General features: G+C 44.2%; 14 protein-coding genes. 9 read left to right on the top strand and 5 right to left on the bottom strand.

All coding sequences use genetic code 11. From position 1 onward, the window contains the following. Window positions 1-147: 147 nt before the first annotated feature. From D5281_RS12835 to D5281_RS12795, 9 genes are all read left to right on the top strand, one after another. Window positions 148-873 carry an isoprenyl transferase gene (locus D5281_RS12835; protein WP_330585014.1) on the top strand — a complete coding sequence of 242 codons (726 nt, stop codon included), beginning with the start codon at window positions 148-150 and terminating at the stop codon, window positions 871-873. Between the two features lie 3 nt (window positions 874-876). Next, window positions 877-1,698 (top strand): phosphatidate cytidylyltransferase, encoded by an 822-nt coding sequence (locus tag D5281_RS12830; protein ID WP_160560548.1) that lies wholly within the window; start codon window positions 877-879, stop codon window positions 1,696-1,698. A gap of 16 nt (window positions 1,699-1,714) precedes the next feature. After that, window positions 1,715-2,875, top strand: a complete 1,161-nt coding sequence (locus D5281_RS12825) for a 1-deoxy-D-xylulose-5-phosphate reductoisomerase (RefSeq protein WP_160560547.1) — start codon at window positions 1,715-1,717, stop codon at window positions 2,873-2,875. A gap of 1 nt (window position 2,876) precedes the next feature. Next, window positions 2,877-3,929 carry an RIP metalloprotease RseP gene (gene rseP, locus D5281_RS12820; RefSeq protein ID WP_330585012.1) on the top strand — a complete coding sequence of 351 codons (1,053 nt, stop codon included), beginning with the start codon at window positions 2,877-2,879 and terminating at the stop codon, window positions 3,927-3,929. 244 nt (window positions 3,930-4,173) lie between these two features. Next, complete coding sequence (locus tag D5281_RS12815; RefSeq protein WP_160560546.1) at window positions 4,174-4,902, top strand: PP2C family protein-serine/threonine phosphatase; 729 nt, start codon at window positions 4,174-4,176, stop codon at window positions 4,900-4,902. An 80-nt stretch (window positions 4,903-4,982) separates the two neighbouring features. Continuing rightward, on the top strand, window positions 4,983-6,293 hold the full coding sequence (locus D5281_RS12810) for a serine/threonine protein kinase (RefSeq protein ID WP_160560545.1): 1,311 nt from the start codon (window positions 4,983-4,985) through the stop codon (window positions 6,291-6,293). 153 nt (window positions 6,294-6,446) lie between these two features. Beyond that, window positions 6,447-7,505 carry a flavodoxin-dependent (E)-4-hydroxy-3-methylbut-2-enyl-diphosphate synthase gene (ispG, locus tag D5281_RS12805; protein WP_277935349.1) on the top strand — a complete coding sequence of 353 codons (1,059 nt, stop codon included), beginning with the start codon at window positions 6,447-6,449 and terminating at the stop codon, window positions 7,503-7,505. Between the two features lie 47 nt (window positions 7,506-7,552). Then, the gene (locus D5281_RS12800) at window positions 7,553-12,205 is read left to right on the top strand and encodes a PolC-type DNA polymerase III (RefSeq protein ID WP_160560544.1); all 4,653 of its coding nucleotides are present in this window, start codon (window positions 7,553-7,555) and stop codon (window positions 12,203-12,205) included. A gap of 34 nt (window positions 12,206-12,239) precedes the next feature. Next, a complete protein-coding gene (locus D5281_RS12795; protein ID WP_160560543.1) occupies window positions 12,240-12,482 on the top strand; it encodes a hypothetical protein in 243 nt (80 codons plus the stop codon). Window positions 12,483-12,511: 29 nt separating this feature from the next. Here D5281_RS12795 and D5281_RS12790 read toward each other — a convergent pair whose 3' ends face one another. The 5 genes from D5281_RS12790 to D5281_RS12770 form a co-directional block, all read right to left on the bottom strand. Further along, window positions 12,512-15,667, bottom strand: coding sequence for a hybrid sensor histidine kinase/response regulator (locus D5281_RS12790; RefSeq protein ID WP_160560542.1), 3,156 nt, complete (start codon window positions 15,665-15,667; stop codon window positions 12,512-12,514). Between the two features lie 223 nt (window positions 15,668-15,890). Further along, the gene (locus tag D5281_RS12785; protein WP_160560541.1) at window positions 15,891-16,475 is read right to left on the bottom strand and encodes a manganese efflux pump MntP; all 585 of its coding nucleotides are present in this window, start codon (window positions 16,473-16,475) and stop codon (window positions 15,891-15,893) included. 342 nt (window positions 16,476-16,817) lie between these two features. Further along, window positions 16,818-17,663, bottom strand: coding sequence for a DegV family protein (locus D5281_RS12780; protein ID WP_160560540.1), 846 nt, complete (start codon window positions 17,661-17,663; stop codon window positions 16,818-16,820). Window positions 17,664-17,680: 17 nt separating this feature from the next. Continuing rightward, entirely contained in the window at window positions 17,681-18,376 is a 696-nt protein-coding gene (locus tag D5281_RS12775; RefSeq protein WP_160560539.1) for a DUF6709 family protein, read from the bottom strand. Then, window positions 18,373-18,906, bottom strand: a complete 534-nt coding sequence (locus D5281_RS12770) for a hypothetical protein (RefSeq protein WP_160560538.1) — start codon at window positions 18,904-18,906, stop codon at window positions 18,373-18,375. The genes D5281_RS12775 and D5281_RS12770 overlap by 4 nt, the downstream gene beginning before the upstream one ends. Window positions 18,907-19,133 lie beyond the last annotated feature (227 nt).

Genomic DNA, 19,133 nt, shown 5'->3' with positions numbered 1-19,133 from the left:
AGCTTTGAACAGTGAATAAGCTGGATTGCGAAGTGTGACAGCGCTTGATATTTCTTCGTATCAGAACATAAATTCATAAAGAAGGAGGGGCAGGCGATTATGTTTTAGTCGTGTTGCCCTTTATTTCCGCAAGAGAGGTTTTGTCTTATGGCAGAAAAAAAGGATCTGGTAATGCCAAAGCATGTGGCGATAATATTAGATGGCAATGGAAGATGGGCAAAGAGTAAGGGAATGCCAAGAAATTATGGACATATTCAGGGGGCAAAGACCGTAGAGGTTATTTGTGAGGAGGCCTATCGGATGGGAATTCAGTATCTTACCGTATACGCCTTCAGCACAGAGAATTGGAGCCGTCCCAAGGAGGAAGTGGATGCGCTCATGAAACTTTTACGCAATTATATGAAAACCTGTCTGACCACAGCCAAAAAGAATCGAATGTGTGTGCGTGTACTTGGGGATAAGACAGGTTTGGATGAGGATATTAGAAACAGAATCGCACAGCTGGAGGAATCTACGAAGGATAATGACGGCCTGCATTTTCAGATTGCCCTAAATTATGGAGGCAGAGATGAGATTGTGCGCGCTGTGAAGGAGATTGCTAATCGGGTGGAAAAAGGAGAGATTTCGGCAGAGGATGTGACGGAGGATTATTTGTCAGGGCTTCTTGACACAGGCAGCTTGCCAGAGCCGGACCTGCTTATTCGTACCTGTAATGAACAGAGGATATCCAATTTCCTTCTCTGGCAGTTGGCCTATACGGAATTTTATTTTACACCTGTGGCATGGCCTGATTTTTCAAAGGAGGAATTGGTAAAAGCTGTGGAAGCATATAATCATAGGGATAGAAGATACGGCCGGATAGAGGAGGAATAGGTCATGTTTATGACGAGGTTACTTAGCAGTATTGTTCTTGTGGCGCTGGCGCTTACCACCGTGCTTGCCGGAGGATATGTGCTGGCGGCGGTGCTTCTTATGCTGGCTCTCATTGCGTTTGGCGAGCTTATGAAGGCCTGTAAGCTTGTGGAGCCTAAGGGAATAAGGGGGCTGGAAATAATAGGCTATGTGGGAATCACTGCTTATTATCTGTTGATGGTATTTGTGGAGGATTCACGGTACCTGTTTCTTGCAGTGATAACTATTTTAGTGGCCTTTATGTTTCTCTATGTGTTTACATTTCCCAAATACCGGGCTGAACAGATTATGTGCGCTTTTTTCTGCGTTGCCTATGCGCCGATTATGCTGTCTTTCATTTATCTGGTAAGAGAACTTTCCTATGGAATTTATTCCGTATGGATGATTTTTATCAGTTCATGGATTTGTGATACTTGCGCTTATGGGGTGGGTATTTTGTTTGGAAAACATAAGCTGGTACCGGTTTTAAGTCCCAAGAAATCCATCGAAGGAGCATTAGGAGGAATTGTGGGTTCCGCGCTGGTGGGGGCGGCTTATGCTTATTTTATTGTGGAGCATGTGATTCTTGAACAAAAGATTACGTGGATTTTTGTGTTGATTAGCGCAGTGGGAGCAGTGATTTCCCAGGTGGGGGATTTAGCGGCATCTGCTATCAAAAGAAATCATGAAATCAAGGATTATGGAAAGCTGATACCGGGGCATGGAGGCGTCATGGATCGATTTGACAGTGTGATTTTTACAGCGCCTATGATATATTTTTTGACCTTTTTATTAATACACAGCTGACATATGAGGGATTAGGATGAAAAAAATAGGTATTTTGGGATCTACCGGTTCGATTGGTACACAGACCCTTGCTATTGTGAGAAATAATGAAGATTTACAGGTGGCTGCGCTTGCGGCAGGGAGCAATGTGGCAAAGCTGGAGGAGCAGATTCGTGAATTTTCTCCGGCGGTGGCAGCACTCTGGGAAGAAAAAGCAGCGGATGAACTTCGCATCCGGGTAGCAGATACGAATACAAAGGTCCTTTGCGGTATGGAAGGGCTTTTGGAAATTGCTGTCATGGAGGAAATAGAGGTTTTTGTAACTGCCGTTGTGGGCATGATAGGTATAAAGCCGACCATAGCAGCGATTGAGGCGGGAAAGACCATTGCCCTTGCAAATAAGGAAACACTGGTCACTGCAGGGCATCTGATTATGCCCCTTGCAGCCCAAAGGAAGGTTCCGATTTTCCCCGTGGACAGTGAGCACAGTGCTATTTTTCAGTCCATGCATGGGGAAAACAAGGAGAGAATCAGCAAGATTCTTCTGACTGCTTCGGGTGGACCTTTTCGGGGAAGAAGCAGCGCGGATTTAAAGGGAGTGACGGTTGAAGATGCGCTGAACCATCCGAACTGGGCTATGGGAAGAAAGATTACGGTGGATTCCGCTACCTTAGTCAATAAAGGCCTTGAGGTGATTGAGGCAAAATGGCTTTTCGGAGTGGAACCGGAAAAGATTCAGGTAGTGGTGCATCCCCAAAGCATCATTCATTCCATGGTGGAATATGTGGATGGGGGCATTATGGCGCAGCTTGGTATGCCGGATATGAAGCTTCCCATTCAGTATGCGCTGTTTTATCCAGATAGAAGGCCTATGGAAGGAAAAAAGGTGGATTTCTATACGCTTTCTTCTCTTACCTTTGAAAAACCAGATACGGAAACCTTTAAGGGGCTTGCAATGGCTTATAAAGCGATAGAGCTGGGAGGCAGTATGCCAACAGTTTACAATGCGGCAAATGAAAGAGCCGTGGCGCTGTTTCTTGACAGAAGGCTTCGGTTCCTTGAGATATATGATTTGATTGAGGGTGCTATGGAACAGCATAAAACGGTTTGCAATCCGTCTGTGGAAGAAATACTTGAAGCGGAGGCGGAAACCTATGAATATATAAATGCCTATGGCAATGCCCACAGGAGGGATTAAAGTGGCAGTTTCTATTATTTTATTTTTGGTTATTTTTTTTGTAGTGGTAATTTCTCATGAGTTTGGTCATTTTATTTTGGCGAAAAAGAATGGAATCCGTGTGGTTGAGTTTTTTGTTGGAATGGGACCTTCCCTGTTTTCCTTCCAAAAAGGAGATACCAAGTACTCCTTAAAACTGTTCCCCATTGGCGGGGCATGTATGTTTGAGGGGGAAGATGGGCTGGCTGCGGAAAAGGGGGAAATGTCCGAGAAAGCGTTTCCAAATGCGCCGGTTTGGGCGCGCTTTGCCACAATCTTTGCAGGACCTTTGTTTAATTTTTTACTTGCATATTTGATGGCGCTGATTCTTGTATCGGTTTGCGGGATTACAACCTCTGAGGTTCAGGCAGTGAATGAGGGAAGCAAGGCTGAGGAGGCAGGCCTTAGGGCTGGTGATGTGCTCACAAAAATGAATGGAAAACGTATTCATTTAGGAGGAGAGGTTACTTTAATTTCCCAGCTCAATACGAAAGGGGAGAGCCTGACTGTTACCTATAGACGGGATGGACAGGAAAATACGGTGGTAATAGACCCTGCCTATGATGAGACGACCGGGCGTTATTATATGGGGATTGTGGCGGGCGGTTATTTGAAGTGCAATGTGCCACAGACCTTCCAATATGCATTTTATACCATGAAATTTTATGCAGAGGCTACCATCCAGAGTCTAAAGATGCTTGTCACAGGACAGCTTTCCAGAGATGACGTGTCAGGGCCTGTAGGACTTGTAAAGGTGGTAGATGAAGTTTATGATTCAGCCAAAGCTTATGGGGCAATAGAGGTTTTGCTTAATATGATTAATATAGCCCTGCTTTTATCTGTTAATTTGGGAATCATGAATTTGCTGCCTCTGCCAGCACTTGACGGAGGGCGTTTGGTATTTTTACTGGTAGAAGCGATCCGTGGAAAGCCAATACCTCCAGAAAAAGAAGGAATGGTGCATTTAGCTGGAATGGTGGCTTTGATGCTACTTATGGTGTTAGTATTTTTTAACGATATTACAAAGTTTTTTTGATATTTATAAGCAAAAGAAGAAGAATCCTTGTGCAAAATTGCCGAAGTTTGCTTTTTGGCAACTTTGCATAATGGATTCTTTTTTGATAGGAGTATATAATAAATTCATATAATCTATTTCATTTCTATCGTTCCTATGGTCTAAGAAATCTGTTGTAACGGTTTAGCTTATCCGAACTGCTACGCTCTATTTAGTGTCTTTAGAATATTCCATTGACAGTAATGAAAAAATGAAGGGTAACAAAGTGAAAAGAAAATCTAAGGGGATGAAAATAATTTCAGGGGTATATTGGGATCCGGGCCGGAGAGAACAAAATCAGGATTCCATTGCATTACAGCAGGCAGCAGCGGGCAAAAGACGGGTGCTGCTGGCCGCAGTAAGCGATGGAATTGGAGGGCTTAAGGAAGGAGAAACCGCAAGCGGATATATTACAGAGAGGTTAATTGAAAATTTTTATGGTCAGATGCTTTCTCTGGCAGGGAGGAAAAAGGGGAAACATGTAATGGAAAGAAGCCTGCTACGCTGCTTGTATGATATAAACGATGCGCTTAAGAATTATGGGAATGGGAAGGAGCTAAGGCTTGGGGCTACCCTGTCTCTTTTGTTTGTATGGAAAAGGCGTTATATCATTGTGCATTTGGGAGACAGCAGAATCTATCTATGCCGCAAAAAGGAGATGAAGCTTCTGACGAAAGATCATTCCGATGGTGGCAGAGGGCTCACGAAATGCATTGGCAGCTTTCCCTTTCAGGCGCCGGATATTTTGACCGGCAGAATTCGGGGGGAATGTGGGTTTTTATTATGTACAGATGGATTTTACAGAAAATTAAGCAGAGCAGCTTTTGAGGTGTTAAATCCGGCGGATATTGACAGCGAAGAACAGACGGGAAGGCGGCTTCGAGAGATGGCTGCCATAGCATATAAAAGAGGTGAGCAGGATAACATGTCGGCGATTTATGCTATTTTCAGGTAACAGTTTGGTTATGTTTGAACGGTTATGCTTTCAGACGATGATTTTTCAGCGAATCATTTCCACATGAATGGAGAAGCCGGATGGGAGAAATTTTATTTTACAAATATGAGCGGTTGCAGCTGATTGGCAGCGGAGGAATGAGCAAGGTATATCTTGCCAGAGATCTGCATTTAAATCGACTTGTGGCGGTGAAAGAAAGCAAAGAGGAATTTCCTTCGGAGGAGATAGAGCTGTTGAAGGAATTGGAGCACCAGGGACTTCCAAGGATATATGATTACTTTAAACAGGAAGAAAAGATTTATATGGTAATGGAATATATTGATGGGGTGAGCCTTAGGCGTTATCTGAACAAGTACGGTGTGGTGAAGGAGGAACAGGCGGTAAGATGGGCCATAGAGCTGTGCAGAATACTTGGCTATTTGCATGCAAGGCATCCTGCAATTATTTATAGGGATTTAAAACCTGAAAATATTATGATTCAACGGGATGGAACGCTGAAGCTGATTGATTTGGGAGGCGCTTTGCAATATTCCTGCGGCAGTAAAAGAGAAATGCATTGTGTGGGAACCTTTGGATACTGCCCTCCTGAACAGTGGAAGGAAACCCGTGGAGATGTAACCTGGGATGTGTATGGGGTGGGGAAAGTGCTTGGCGAAATGCTCACAGGCATAAATCCTTCCAGGCCGCCCTATGAGAGGCTGCCTTTGGAAGTTTATAACAAGTGGTATCGAAACACACTTAAAAAAATAATACGGACTTGTACAAAAGAGAAAGCCGGTGACAGATATCAGTCCATGGAACAGCTGGAAAATGCGCTGCTGCAATACCATAAGACGGGGATTTGGACAGGAATTAAGAGGAAGATCAAGAGACTTGCGGTATTCCTTACGGGAGCATATGGGATAATTTGCTTACTTTTACCGTTGTCAGAGGGTGTGCCTGTAGATCATATTCCATTACCGTATTTAACCAAGCCTTTGGTTTTTCTGCTGCTTTCATGGGGATTACATCTTATATTTTACAGATTGAAAGAAAAAAGACCTCCCTATAGACAGGAAAAAAATATATGGCTGACGGAAAAGAAGTTTTCCGGGTTGTTTGGCTTTTGGCTGTTTTTGCTTGGAGGTGTGCTGATGAGTGGTTTTTTTGCTATGCCATTACAACCGGTACATGCGGAGGGGGAAGAAGAAAGACTCTGGGTGGAAATGCGTGATGAACAGGGAAGGAAAATGCTCTTAAGGGATGGAGCCGTTTATGTGGCAAGTGATTGTGTACGGTTTGAATTGCCTGCAGGGAGACTTCCGGGACAGGAGCTTGCCGTGCAGGTGGTAGCGAAAGGGGAGGATGGGAGTAAATATTGCAGCCGGATTTTCCTTATTAAGGCGGAGTGAAAGAACGCTTGGCTGTATTTTCATAGAGCGATAACCACTAAATATGAGGGTTGGGCCGTTGACTTGCTATCTTGGTTTTAGTAGAATAGAATGTACGAAAATGTTCATGGATAAAAGAATTGTAAAGGAAATTGCGATGCGAGGGTGGAGGAAATGATGGCGAGAGAAAGTACGAGAGTGATTAGAATTGGTGATAAGGTAATTGGTGGAGGAACCCCTATTTTGATACAGTCAATGACAAACACAAGAACGGAGGATGTTGCGGCGACAGTGGAACAGATTCACAGGCTGGAAAAGGCTGGCTGTGAGATTATCAGATGTACTGTCCCAACGCAGGAGGCGGCTGTGGCAATCGGAGAGATTAAGAAGCAAATTACCATTCCTCTTGTTGCGGATATTCATTTTGATTATAAGATGGCGATTGCGGCTATGGAAAATGGCGCTGATAAAATTAGAATTAATCCCGGAAATATTGGCGGGAAGGATAAGGTAGCCCAGGTGGTAGCCGTGGCCAAGGAGAGGAATATACCCATTCGGGTAGGGGTAAATAGCGGCTCTCTGGAAAGGGAACTGGTGGATAAATATCACGGTGTTACCGCCCAGGGAATTGTGGAGAGTGCCTTGGATAAAGTACATATGATTGAAGAATTGGGATATGAAAATATGGTCATCAGCATTAAATCCTCGGATGTGCTGATGTGTGTAAAGGCCCATGAACTTCTTGCTGCAAAGACAGATTATCCACTGCATGTAGGGATTACGGAATCCGGCACGATTATCAGCGGCAACATTAAATCTTCTATTGGTCTGGGACTGATTCTTCATCAGGGAATTGGAGATACCATCCGGGTATCCCTTACAGGCGATCCGGTGGAGGAGATTAAGTCTGCCAAATTGATTTTAAGGACTTTAGGGCTTCGCAGGGGTGGAATCGAGGTAGTTTCTTGTCCTACCTGCGGAAGGACAAAGATTGATTTGATTGGGCTTGCCAACCAGGTAGAGAATATGGTGGCAGAGTTTCCATTGGATATTAAGGTGGCCGTGATGGGATGTGCGGTCAATGGCCCTGGGGAAGCAAAGGAGGCGGATATCGGTATTGCAGGCGGAATTGGTGAAGGCCTCTTGATTAAAAAGGGTGAGATTGTTAAAAAAGTGCCTGAAAATCAGCTGCTTGCGGTACTTAGAGAGGAATTAGAGCATTGGGATGTGTAAAGGTATAATCGCTTGGCTTTGGTAAGGCGATTTGGAGTGGAGGAAAAATGGCAAAGCAGTTTTTTGAGGTGTTTCCCAAGTTAAATTTGGAAAAGAAAATACAGGATTTATTTGAACAGGTTACGGTGGAGAAGGTTTCTGCTACAAAAAGCAGAGATTTCATTCGTGTTACCATAGCCTGCGATTATCTGATTCCAAAGGAAACGATTTTCAGGGTAGAGTCTGAAATTAAAAAGCAGTTTTTTGCAATTCATGATGTGGCGGTAAAGCTTTATGAGAGGTTTCATTTGTCAGAACAGTATACACCGGAAAAATTGCTGGATGCTTACAAAGAAAGTATCTTGGTTGAATTTAAAGCTTACAGTCCCATTGAATATAACCTGTTAAAAGGGGCGGATATTCATTTTACAGAGGATAAAGAGCTTAGACTGGTAATAGAAGATACCATACCTGCCAGAAGTAAGGCGGAGGAGCTTTCCAGAATTCTTGAAAAAATTTTTAATGAGCGGTGCGGCTTTAGTGTTGTATGCAAGGTGGAGTATAAGGAAAAGAAGTCCGGGAAATATCGACAGGAGGATGATTTGAAAATCGCCCGTCAGGTGGCGGAAATCGCGGCACGGGCCATCCATGCAAAGGACCATGGCATAGATGGTGGGAATATGGCATCGGATGGGCAGGCAGGCGGTGGCTTGCAGGATCATTCTAAAGCCATTTCCCAAACAGTGTTACAAACGGAAGATAAGCCTGCAAGGAACTGGAGCGATGGCAGAGTGCAGGATGGAAACACAGTTCTCTTAGGCGGGGGCAAAAAAGGCGGTGCAGCAGGCAGCGGCAGTGTGTCATCCTTTGGCAGCAGAGAAAAGGGCGGCCTGCGCAAAGGGGACTTTAAGGGAAACCGGGGAGATTTCAGGCGTGCCGTTAAGAGATCAGATAATCCGGATGTGATTTATGGAAGGGATTTTGAGGAGGAAGCCATACCCATAGAAGATATCGTAGGAGAGATGGGTGAGGTGACTATCCGTGGAAAAATTATCAACTTTGATACCAGAGAAATCAGAAATGAAAGAACCATATTCATGTTTGATGTGACGGATTTTACGGACACTATGACCATTAAGCTGTTTGTGCACAATGATCAGGTGGACGAGATGAAGCAGGGGATTAAGAACGGGGTTTTTGTAAAGCTAAAGGGAGTTACCTCCATTGACAAATTTGACAGTGAACTGACAATTGGTTCTGTGACTGGCATAAAGAAAATACCTGATTTCACAGTCTCACGCAGCGACCATAGTGTGCGCAAACGGGTGGAGCTTCACTGCCACACGAAAATGAGTGATATGGACGGAGTGTCTGAGGCAAAGGATATTGTGAAGCGCGCTTACAAATGGGGCCATCCTGCAATTGCAATTACAGACCATGGTGTGGTACAATCCTTTCCGGATGCAAATCATGTGTGGGAGGATCTTTGGAAGGCGGAGAAGGCAAAGCGGAAGGAAGCCGGAGAGGCTGAGCCTGATAAGCAGGACTTTTTTAAGATTATATACGGAATGGAGGCCTATCTGGTAGATGACCTTCAGGAGATTGTGACGGGAGAACAGGGGCAGGATTTTAATGTGGATTTTGTGGTATTTGATATAGAGACCACGGGTTTTTCGCCGGTCAATAACAGGATTATTGAGATTGGAGCCGTGAAAGTACAGAAAGGGGAAATCACAGAGAGATTTTCAACCTTTGTAAATCCGGATGTTCCCATTCCCTTTGAAATTGAAAAGTTAACAGGTATCAACGATGGTATGGTATTGGAGGCGCCGACCATTGAGCAGGTGTTTCCGGAATTTTTAGCCTTCTGTGAGGGAGCTGTATTGGTTGCCCACAATGCGGGCTTTGACATGAGCTTTATAAAAGAAAATGCCCTGCGACAGAAAATAAACCGGGAATTTTCTTATGTGGATACGGTGGGGATTGCCAGAATTCTTTTGCCCCATCAGGGAAAGCATACTTTAGATGCGGTGGCAAAAACCATGGGAGTATCATTGGAAAACCACCATCGGGCCGTAGATGATGCGGAGGCAACCGCCGAAATCTTTGTAAAGTTTATTCCCATGTTGAAGGAAACCGGTGCGGACACGCTTGCTAAAGTAAACGCCCTTGGAGATGCCAGCCCCGAGATCATAAAAAGGCTTCCCTCCTATCATGCGATTATTTTAGCAGAAAATAACATTGGCAGGGAAAATCTTTATGCTTTGGTATCGGAATCTCATCTTACTTATTACAGTAAGCGTCCCAGAGTACCCAAAAGTCTTCTTATGAAACACAGAGAAGGATTGATTTTGGGAAGCGCTTGTGAGGCAGGAGAGCTGTACCGTGCTCTTTTGGAGGGAAAACCGGAGACGGAGATTGCGCGGTTGGTTGGCTTTTATGATTATTTGGAGATACAGCCTCTTGGAAATAACAAGTTTATGATTGAATCCGAGAGAATTTCTGCGATAAATAGTATGGAGGATATTAAGAATATTAACAGGAGGATAGTTGCTTTAGGGGAGGAGTTTCATAAGCCTGTGGTGGCTACCTGTGATGTACATTTTTTAGATCCGGAGGATGAGGTTTACCGCAGAATTATCATGGCAGGTAAAGGATTTGCCGATGCAGATGAGCAGGCCCCCTTATATCTGCGTACCACAGAGGAGATGTTGGAGGAATTTTCTTATCTGGGCAGCGATAAGGCGGAGGAAGTGGTCATTACCAATACCAATAAGATCGCGGACAGAATTGATGTGATGGCTCCGGTGCGGCCTGACAAGTGTCCGCCGGTTATCCCGGACAGTGATAAGACACTGACGGATATCTGTTATAAAAGGGCACATGAGCTGTATGGGGAGGAATTGCCGGTGGTGGTAAAGGAGCGGCTGGAAAAGGAACTGCATTCCATCATAACCAATGGGTTTGCGGTTATGTATATTATTGCCCAAAAGCTGGTGTGGAAATCGGTGGAGGATGGATATCTGGTAGGTTCCCGTGGGTCGGTGGGCTCATCCCTTGTTGCATTTATGGCTGGAATTACCGAGGTTAATTCGCTCAGTGCCCATTACAGATGCCCGAACTGCTTCTATTATGATTTCGATTCGCCGGAGGTGAAAGCTTATGCCGGGAATGCCGGCTGTGACATGCCGGATAAGGCATGCCCTATATGTGGAAAACCTCTGGTGAAGGATGGATTTGACATTCCCTTTGAGACCTTCCTTGGGTTTAAGGGGGATAAGGAACCGGATATTGACTTGAATTTTTCAGGAGAATACCAAAGTAAGGCCCACAAATATACGGAGGTTATTTTTGGAGCAGGGCAGACTTACAGGGCAGGCACCATTGCTACGCTGGCGGATAAAACCGCTTATGGATATGTGAAAAACTATTATGAGGAACGTGGAAAACGGAAACGAGTCTGTGAGATTAACCGCATTGTAGGAGGATGTACCGGTATCAGGAGAAGTACAGGACAGCATCCGGGAGGAATTATTGTTCTTCCCATGGGAGAAGATATCAATTCCTTTACACCGGTTCAGCATCCCGCAAATGATATGAGTACGGACATTGTAACCACTCATTTTGATTACCATTCCATTGACCATAATCTGTTAAAGCTTGATATACTGGGGCATGATGATCCTACTATGATTCGTATGCTTCAGGATTTGACGGGAATAGATCCAACGCAAATACCGCTGGATGATCCGCAGGTTATGTCTTTGTTTCAAAATACATCGGCTCTGGGCATTACGCCGCAGCAGATTGACGGCTGTCCGGTAGGCTCTCTTGGAATACCGGAATTTGGAACGGAGTTTGTTATCCAAATGCTTTTGGATACCAAGCCGAAGCAGTTCTCAGATTTGATTCGGATTTCCGGATTAGGGCATGGAACGGATGTGTGGCTTGGCAACGCACAGACCTTAATTATGGATGGAAAAGCAACGATTTCTACTGCCATATGCTGTCGTGATGATATTATGATATATTTGATTAACCAGGGGATGGACAGCGCCTTATCTTTTACCATTATGGAAAGTGTGCGTAAGGGAAAAGGTTTAAAACCCGAGTGGGAGACAGCTATGATAGAGCAGGGGATACCGGATTGGTACATATGGTCCTGCAAAAAGATTAAATACATGTTCCCCAAAGCCCATGCTGCGGCCTATGTTATGATGGCCTGGCGTATTGCTTACTGCAAGATTAATTATCCGCTGGCTTATTACGCAGCTTATTTTTCGATTCGCGCATCTGCTTTTTCTTATGAGCTGATGTGCTTAGGACAACAGCATCTTGAAAATGCTATGGCGGACTACAAAAGGAGGAGCGATACCCTGTCCAAAAAAGAACAGGATACCCTGAAAGATATGAAAATTGTACAGGAAATGTACGTTCGAGGGTTTGACTTTGTACCGATTGATATCTTTTTGGCACATTCACGGAATTTTCAGATTGTAGATGGAAAGCTGATGCCTTCTTTAAGCAGCATTGACGGACTGGGAGAAAAGGCGGCGGATTCCATCGTGGAGGCGGCAAAGGATGGTCCCTTTTTGTCTAAGGATGATTTTAGGGACAGGGCAAAGGTGTCAAAATCAATTGTGGATTTGATGTATAGCCTGCATCTTTTAGGAGAACTGCCGGAATCCAATCAGATTAGTCTGTTTGATTTTGTCCTGTAGAAGTTTATATGTAAAATGAGAGAAGGATAAAGGTTTGGAAAAGTATTTATATGTTCAGGGATTTTGTAAAGAAATTCACTACACAGGTTTGTATCCGGTGGCCTATAGAAAAGGGGAGCAGGATAATCTTTATAAAAAAACGCATATGTCTTGTGCCTGTTTAGATGGAGCATGTGGGAGTAAGGAGACCTGCGATTTGCTTAAGGACGCTCCGGAGGTGATAGATCCGGAAAAGGAATGGAGGCTCAGAGAAAGGATGAAGGGTACAAAAGAATAAAACAGGCTGGCGAAAAGCCAGCCTGTAAACTAAGATAATATTTTATCCAAAGTTTGGAATAAAACTTTTATGTCGATAGGTTTGGCAATATGCCCGTTCATACCGGCGCTTAAAGCTTCCTGCTTATCTTCTAAAAAGGCATTGGCAGTCATGGCAATGATTGGAATGGATGATTGTTCACAATCCTTCAGCGCGCGGATAGCCCTGGTTGCCTCATAGCCGTTCATAACAGGCATTTGGACGTCCATCAGAATAAGCTGATAGTAGTCCGGTTCAGAATTCTTCAGCATATCTACGGCTATTTCTCCGTTGCTTGCTATCTCAACGGAAAATCCTGCCTCGTTTAAAATTGCAGTGGCAATTTCCTGATTTAGTTCATTATCCTCGGCCAATAAAATACGGCCTGTGTAATGGGCAGTGAGCTCGGAAGCGGCTTTGTTTCGCTCGATTTCGTCTGCATTTACGATGGAATTCAGGCATCTTCTTAAGTCCGACATAAACAAGGGCTTGCTGCAAAAAGCTGTGACGCCGGCTTCGGTTGCCTCATCCTCTATGTCCGCCCAGTCATATGCGGTTAAAACAATAATGGGTACATTTTCACCGGTTTCTCTTCGGATACTTCGCGCAACTTCAACCCCATTCATATCAGGCAGGCGCCAATCAATGATATAAACACAATAATTGTCATTGCGCATAAGGGACTGACGGGTGCGCAGTACGGCTTCCTTGCCTGATAAGGTCCATTCCGCACGCATACCTATTTGCTGGAGCATGTAGGTTACACTGTCGCAGGTGTTGAAATCATCATCCACCACAAGAGCCCTGCAATCCTTCAATTCCGGTATGATAAGAGGCTCCTTTGTTCCGGAATATAAGCGGAAGGTAAGACAGAGAATAAATTCTGTCCCTATACCCTGTTCGCTTTTCACGTTGATGGTTCCATTCATCATATCTACAATGTTTTTGGTGATTGCCATTCCAAGACCGGTTCCCTGGATGCCGCTGATTGTGGAGTTCCTTTCTCTTTCAAATGGTTCAAAAATATGCTCCACAAATTCTTTGCTCATTCCAATGCCCGTGTCTTTGATATGAAATTCGTAGGTTCCATAGCCTGCCTGGGCATTGGTTTTTTCTATCACCCGGATGCTGACTGTGCCGCCCGCACTGGTATATTTGATTGAATTACCAAGTAGATTCAAAAGAACCTGATTCAGCCGAAGCCTGTCGCAATAGATTTCTTCATCCAGAATATCCACCGCATCCATGTACAGATCAAGCTGTTTGGCATAAACGTCCGCCTGTACAATATTGCGTAGTCCATGCAAAATGTCAGGCAGGCTGCATAGTTGTTCATCCAGATGCAGCTTGCCGCTTTCGATACGACTCATATCCAGAATATCATTAATCAGGCTGATTAAATGGTTCCCAGAAGTCATAATCTTCTTAAGATATTCTTCCACCAGTTCCTTTTGTTCAATATGAGTGATGGCAAGTGCCGTAAAACCGACAATGGCGTTCATAGGCGTACGGATATCATGGGACATATTGGAAAGGAAGGTGCTTTTGGCTTTGCTAGCCCGGTTCGCCTGCATAAGAGCATCTTCAAGCAGACTTTTCTTTTCCAGTTCCCGCCGTGTTTCTTCATCCACACTCCTAAAGCCTAAAACAGCGCCATAGTTTTTGGTATCCTTGCCTACAAGAACTAATTTTATCTGGAAATATTTTAATGTGTTTTCGCAGAATGTACGGTAATTGATGTAGTACGTTTTCTTTTCAAGTAAATCTGTTCTGAGCTGATCGAGGGATAATGCATTTCGGATCATATTGCGGTCATCGGGATGAACACAGGTTTGTATGTAGCGCTCTATGCTTTCATTCAGGGTGATTTCGCCGGAAAAAATGGAACTTAATACATGTTGTTCGCAATCTTCAAGCCGAAGGATGTTTCCCATACCGTTTTCAAGATTGAAAAAGCAGACAAGATTATAATCAATGCTGAGCGCCCGAACCAATTCCGCCTGCCGCTGTTCCTGTTCAAGACGGTCCCTTCGCTCCTGAAGCTTTTGAGCGGTACAATCTAAAAGAAATCGCTGATAAAACAGTTCGCCGTGTTCTTCTATCAGTTTAACATTGCCCATGATATGCAGTATTTCACCATCGGTATGCTGTACGCGGTATTCTACACTGACATTGTCATCTGCTTTTTTCAAGGATAGGATAGAAGCGCGCAATGCGTCTCTGTCTTCGTCCAGCACAGAGGCTGCAACCAGGTCAAACCCGGCTTCCTGCAGAGCCTCCTGGGATTCAAAACCTAAGATCTTGAGGGCGGCCCTGTTGATGCTTATGATGTGGGAACCGTCCACAGAATGACACATGATGCCACAGTCCAGTGTTGTGAAAAGAGTTTCCAGGGTATGGTTCTTTTTGATAATTTCCTGCTCGTAAGCGCGTTCCTGTGTTATGTCAATGGCCACGCCAACGGTGCCCATAACGGTGCCGTCAAGATCGTACAATGGTGATTTGTAGGTGGTAAGCAATCGTTTACCTTCCCCGGTTTGAATAATCTCCTCAGATACACAGGTCTTTCTAAGGCTCATGACCATGTTTTCGGATTCAATGCAGGCAGGGTCGTCCTGTTCAACGTTCCATATGTAAGCATGGCCGCGTCCCTGTACCTGTTCCTTGGTTTTGCTGACGGTTTTACAAAAGCTGTCGTTTACTTTCTCGTGTATACCTGTTTTGGTTTTGTACCAGACAAGGTTTGGAACACTGTTGATAGTGGATTCTAAAAATTGGCTGGTCTGCCAGAAATCTTTACTTAGTTTATAAGACTGCTGCCATCTTAAAAACCGAAAACTGACCTCAGATTCCGACATGGGCAGCGTCCATATATCGTCAATTTCGGTCAGATAGTCTGAAAAAAGCGGAAACTGCTCCCTGTCTGCAAGTAAAATTAGTTTAGCCTCTTTGCGCTTGCTGCTGATAAGCGTTTGCAGCGCATGCTTTACATCCAACCCTTGTAAATGAACCAAAATAACATCTGCCCTGGCGGCACATTCTTTGTCGGGTTCGTCACTTTCTGAAAAATAGTGGATAAAATTCTCAAGAGAAGGTATTCCCTTGATAAGGTCAAACAGATTACGCTGGCGGCCTGTTAAATAGAAATGAACGTGGCAACGGTACATTTCTGTTTCCTCCCTTTATGGCAAGATTGATACCCCGTTGCATATGGCGGGATATTTGTTTTGAGCGGGCAGCGAGATAAGCCAGACGTGCCCGCACGGACAGTTGTAAAACTTTTTATCCGTTGTTTCTATAGAAAGTAAAAGAAAATAAAAACCTTAATATACCTATATATTTTACAATGTAAATCCTTAATCTGTCAATTGGATGGAGGGTGATTTTCCTTTAGAATATGCCGGTAATAAAGATTTCCAATCCGATTACAATTAATATGGCGCCGCCTAAAAGCGTTGCCTTGCCTGAGAGCTTTGTGCCAAATTTTTTCCCGATTACAAGGCCTGTCATACAAACCAGAAATGTTACGGCCGCAATGATGAGCGCGCTGGCGCCTGCCATATAAAAGTTATAATCCGCGATGGTAAAGCCAACGGACAGTGCGTCTATGGAGGTGGCGATACCCTGCACAATAAGGGAGAAAAATCCGACTCCGGGCTTTGGAAGTTCCGAATCACTATTTTGAATACCTTCTAATAACATTTTGATGCCAATAAAAAGGAGCAATATAAAAGCAATCCAAGGGATAAATTGCTCGAATGTTTTCAAATATTGGACAATTGTGTGAACACACATCCAGCCGAACATTGGCATGAACGCCTGGAAAAGGGCAAATGTGCCGGCGATTGCGCACATCTTCTCAGGTTTCATTTCCGTCTCATGTAAACCGTTTGCAAGTGATACCGAAAAGGCGTCCATAGCAAGTCCAATGCCCAGCAGAATGCTGTTAAAGAAAAATAATAAATTTGGTTCCATTTTATACCTCCTGTATCTTACAATGCAAAAACCCAAGTACAACAATAACGCTATACTTGGGCATCGTTTCTCAATATACGGACAACATGTATAGCATTATCGTTATACATGAGTCTCGCAATTTAAAGCAAGCCAGGCTAAATAGCCAGTATGTTGACTTGCTGCGCAATACGCTTGCTACTCCCTCATGGGTTTAATGAGTCTCATAATATCATTATCAGCCGGATTTGTCAAATGAAAATGCGTCATAATGGTATGAAAATGCATAATGGTATGGCAAGGTAGCAGTGAAGCCGAAGGCTGAACTTGCCGCGCATATGTAAATCTGATTGCCGGATTGCATCAGGAAAGAGTGAAAAATGCAACCGCAATACCGCCAGGTCCTACATGGGTTCCGATGGTGCCGCCCACAGTGGACACAGGAAGGCTCTCCACGTGCTCTTTCCATAAAGCTTCGCTGTCGATAATATATTTTTGCATCAGGGTATCGCTTAAACCGGTATAGCCCAGGAAATAAGGCTTTTGAAAATCAATGCCGCCGGAGGTTTTGATATGCTGGGCAAGCAGGTTGTTGCCCTGCTTAGAGCCTCTTGCTTTGCCAAGCATGACAACTTCGCCGTCCACAACCCCTACAACCGGTTTGATGGACAGGACATTACCGGCAAAAGCTACGGTTTTAGAGATGCGGCCGCCCTTTTTCAAATATTCTAAAGTATCCAGAAGGGCAATGAGCCTGATTTTCTTTTTATCCGCCTCAAGCTTTTCCACGATAGCCCGGGGCGCCATACCGGCGTCTTTCAGCTGCAGGGCATACTCAACCAACGCTCTTTCCCCTACGGTTGCATTTTCACTGTCCACCACAAATGCCCTGCCTTCAAATTCCTTAGCGGCAATACATGCGCTCTGGTAGGTGCCGGACAACTTGCCGGACAAAGTGATGATGATAGCCACATCACCTGAGGCCGTCACTTTTCTTATGGCTTCTTCGAACTCGTAAGGCGGGATTTGGCTTGTGGTGGGCAGAGTATCGCATTCAACTAATTTTTCATAAAATTCTTTGTGGGATAAGTTTACTCCGTCAAGGTATTCTTCCTCATCAAAAGTGATTTTCATGGGGAGGACGGTAAGGTCGCTGCGGGTTACTTTTGTAATATCTGATGATGAATCGGTGATGATTTGGATATGCATCGTTTTCTCCTTTTCTTTTATTTGTATTTTACTGCATGGCTGGCATTCATCTTATCATATGCGGCTTCCTCTTTATAATTACGCAGAATCAGGAGGATTCCAACCAAAACCATAATAAATGCGATGGCAAGCATAATATACATGATGGACATATTCGCCGGGCCGTAGAGAACAAGACATTCTCCGCCGGAGGAGGCAAGGATTTTTTCTATATCGCTTTTGGTGTATCCGATGGATTCCAGTTCTTCCCGAAAGGCATTTTCCAAGCCTTTCAGGTTTTTTTCCATTTTTACCGCCACCCCTTCAAAATGCACTTTTGTCTGTGGGAGGCTGCCTCCTTCCAAATAGGCATAGGTTTCCTCGGTCAGTTTCTCCATAACATCCAAATCATCTTTATGGATATAAACCGCCGCCATTCCTCCATCGCCTACAGGAATCAGATAGTAATAACCGTTGGTTTTAGCTGCCGTTCTGGAATTTTCATATTGGGTATAGCTTTCTTTAGAGGCAAAGCTCCCAAGGCTGTAAAACAAGTCTCCTTTTATGTGCTGGCCGCATTTTAAGCCCTGTTCCAGCACATCGTCATAATCATGAGAGGGCATGAAAAGATACGGAAAGTCCCCTTCTTTGATCAACACGCCAAAAAGGATACAACCAAAAAATAAAATGGATATGGAAAATCCGGATACACTTCGGCATAATCGTCCTATCATACTCTTTTCCACTTCTCCTGTTTATGTCCTTCTTTTTCCAGCCGGGCGCGCAGTTCCTCTAAAAAGTCTAAGAATTTCTCGCGTTCTTCGTTTTGGACCATATTTGCAATACCGGCTACTGTTTTGCTGCCCGTATCATTGATATTAAACTGCTCGCCGTAAGAATCATAACCTTTACGGTAAAGGAGCCACGCCTGCTGTAGTTTAGCGTAATAGCTCACGCCAACTACGGCGCTTATATCCACAAAAAATGGTTCGGTATGCTGGGTCAAGTCCCGGTCTACCTGCACCATGCCGACTTTGCCATCGCTTTTGCGGTATCCCACGATATAGTGATAGTAGGTGGTTGTGTTGCTGTCAAAGATAAAGCCTCTCTCGAATTTGGAGGTGGTTTGGGTGGCATGGAGAATTTCGTAGCTGTCTCCATCCTCAACCGCCTCATTCCACATTTGGCGCATTATATCTTTTTTTCTTTGACATTCTGCGGCGTCATAGGCTAACTCCGTTGTTTTTTTTGAAAATAATCCCATTTCTTTTTCCTCCTTAATACACATTAGGCGCCGGAATCTCTTTGCGCCTTTGCAGGTTTATTCAATAAGCCGGCCCAAGAAATCATGGAGGCTTATGATATATGGAAGTATAGCATAGGTTATAGCGCAGAACAAACTATAATTTTATATTTATTAACTCAAACTTCGCACTTGAATAAGTGCCTATGCACCTTGAAAATTCAATAAAAACTGGCAATAAAATAGCA

Origin of the sequence: Parablautia muri, from assembly GCF_009917485.1 — a bacterium.
Taxonomy (GTDB): Bacteria; Bacillota; Clostridia; order Lachnospirales; family Lachnospiraceae; genus Suilimivivens; species Suilimivivens muri.
Note: the sequence above shows the minus strand (reverse complement) of the source record. Positions and strands in the feature narration are given on the sequence as shown.

Excerpts from the sequence above, each read along its gene's own strand:
- D5281_RS12770 (WP_160560538.1), bottom strand. The coding sequence starts at position 18,906 with ATGGGATTATTTTCAAAAAAAACAACGGAGTTAGCCTATGACGCCGCA.
- D5281_RS12775 (WP_160560539.1), bottom strand. The coding sequence starts at position 18,376 with ATGATAGGACGATTATGCCGAAGTGTATCCGGATTTTCCATATCCATT.
- D5281_RS12830 (WP_160560548.1), top strand. The coding sequence starts at position 877 with ATGTTTATGACGAGGTTACTTAGCAGTATTGTTCTTGTGGCGCTGGCG.
- D5281_RS12785 (WP_160560541.1), bottom strand. The coding sequence starts at position 16,475 with ATGGAACCAAATTTATTATTTTTCTTTAACAGCATTCTGCTGGGCATT.
- D5281_RS12835 (WP_330585014.1), top strand. The coding sequence starts at position 148 with ATGGCAGAAAAAAAGGATCTGGTAATGCCAAAGCATGTGGCGATAATA.
- D5281_RS12790 (WP_160560542.1), bottom strand. The coding sequence starts at position 15,667 with ATGTACCGTTGCCACGTTCATTTCTATTTAACAGGCCGCCAGCGTAAT.
- D5281_RS12825 (WP_160560547.1), top strand. The coding sequence starts at position 1,715 with ATGAAAAAAATAGGTATTTTGGGATCTACCGGTTCGATTGGTACACAG.
- ispG (WP_277935349.1), top strand. The coding sequence starts at position 6,447 with ATGATGGCGAGAGAAAGTACGAGAGTGATTAGAATTGGTGATAAGGTA.
- D5281_RS12800 (WP_160560544.1), top strand. The coding sequence starts at position 7,553 with ATGGCAAAGCAGTTTTTTGAGGTGTTTCCCAAGTTAAATTTGGAAAAG.
- D5281_RS12810 (WP_160560545.1), top strand. The coding sequence starts at position 4,983 with ATGGGAGAAATTTTATTTTACAAATATGAGCGGTTGCAGCTGATTGGC.
- D5281_RS12780 (WP_160560540.1), bottom strand. The coding sequence starts at position 17,663 with ATGCATATCCAAATCATCACCGATTCATCATCAGATATTACAAAAGTA.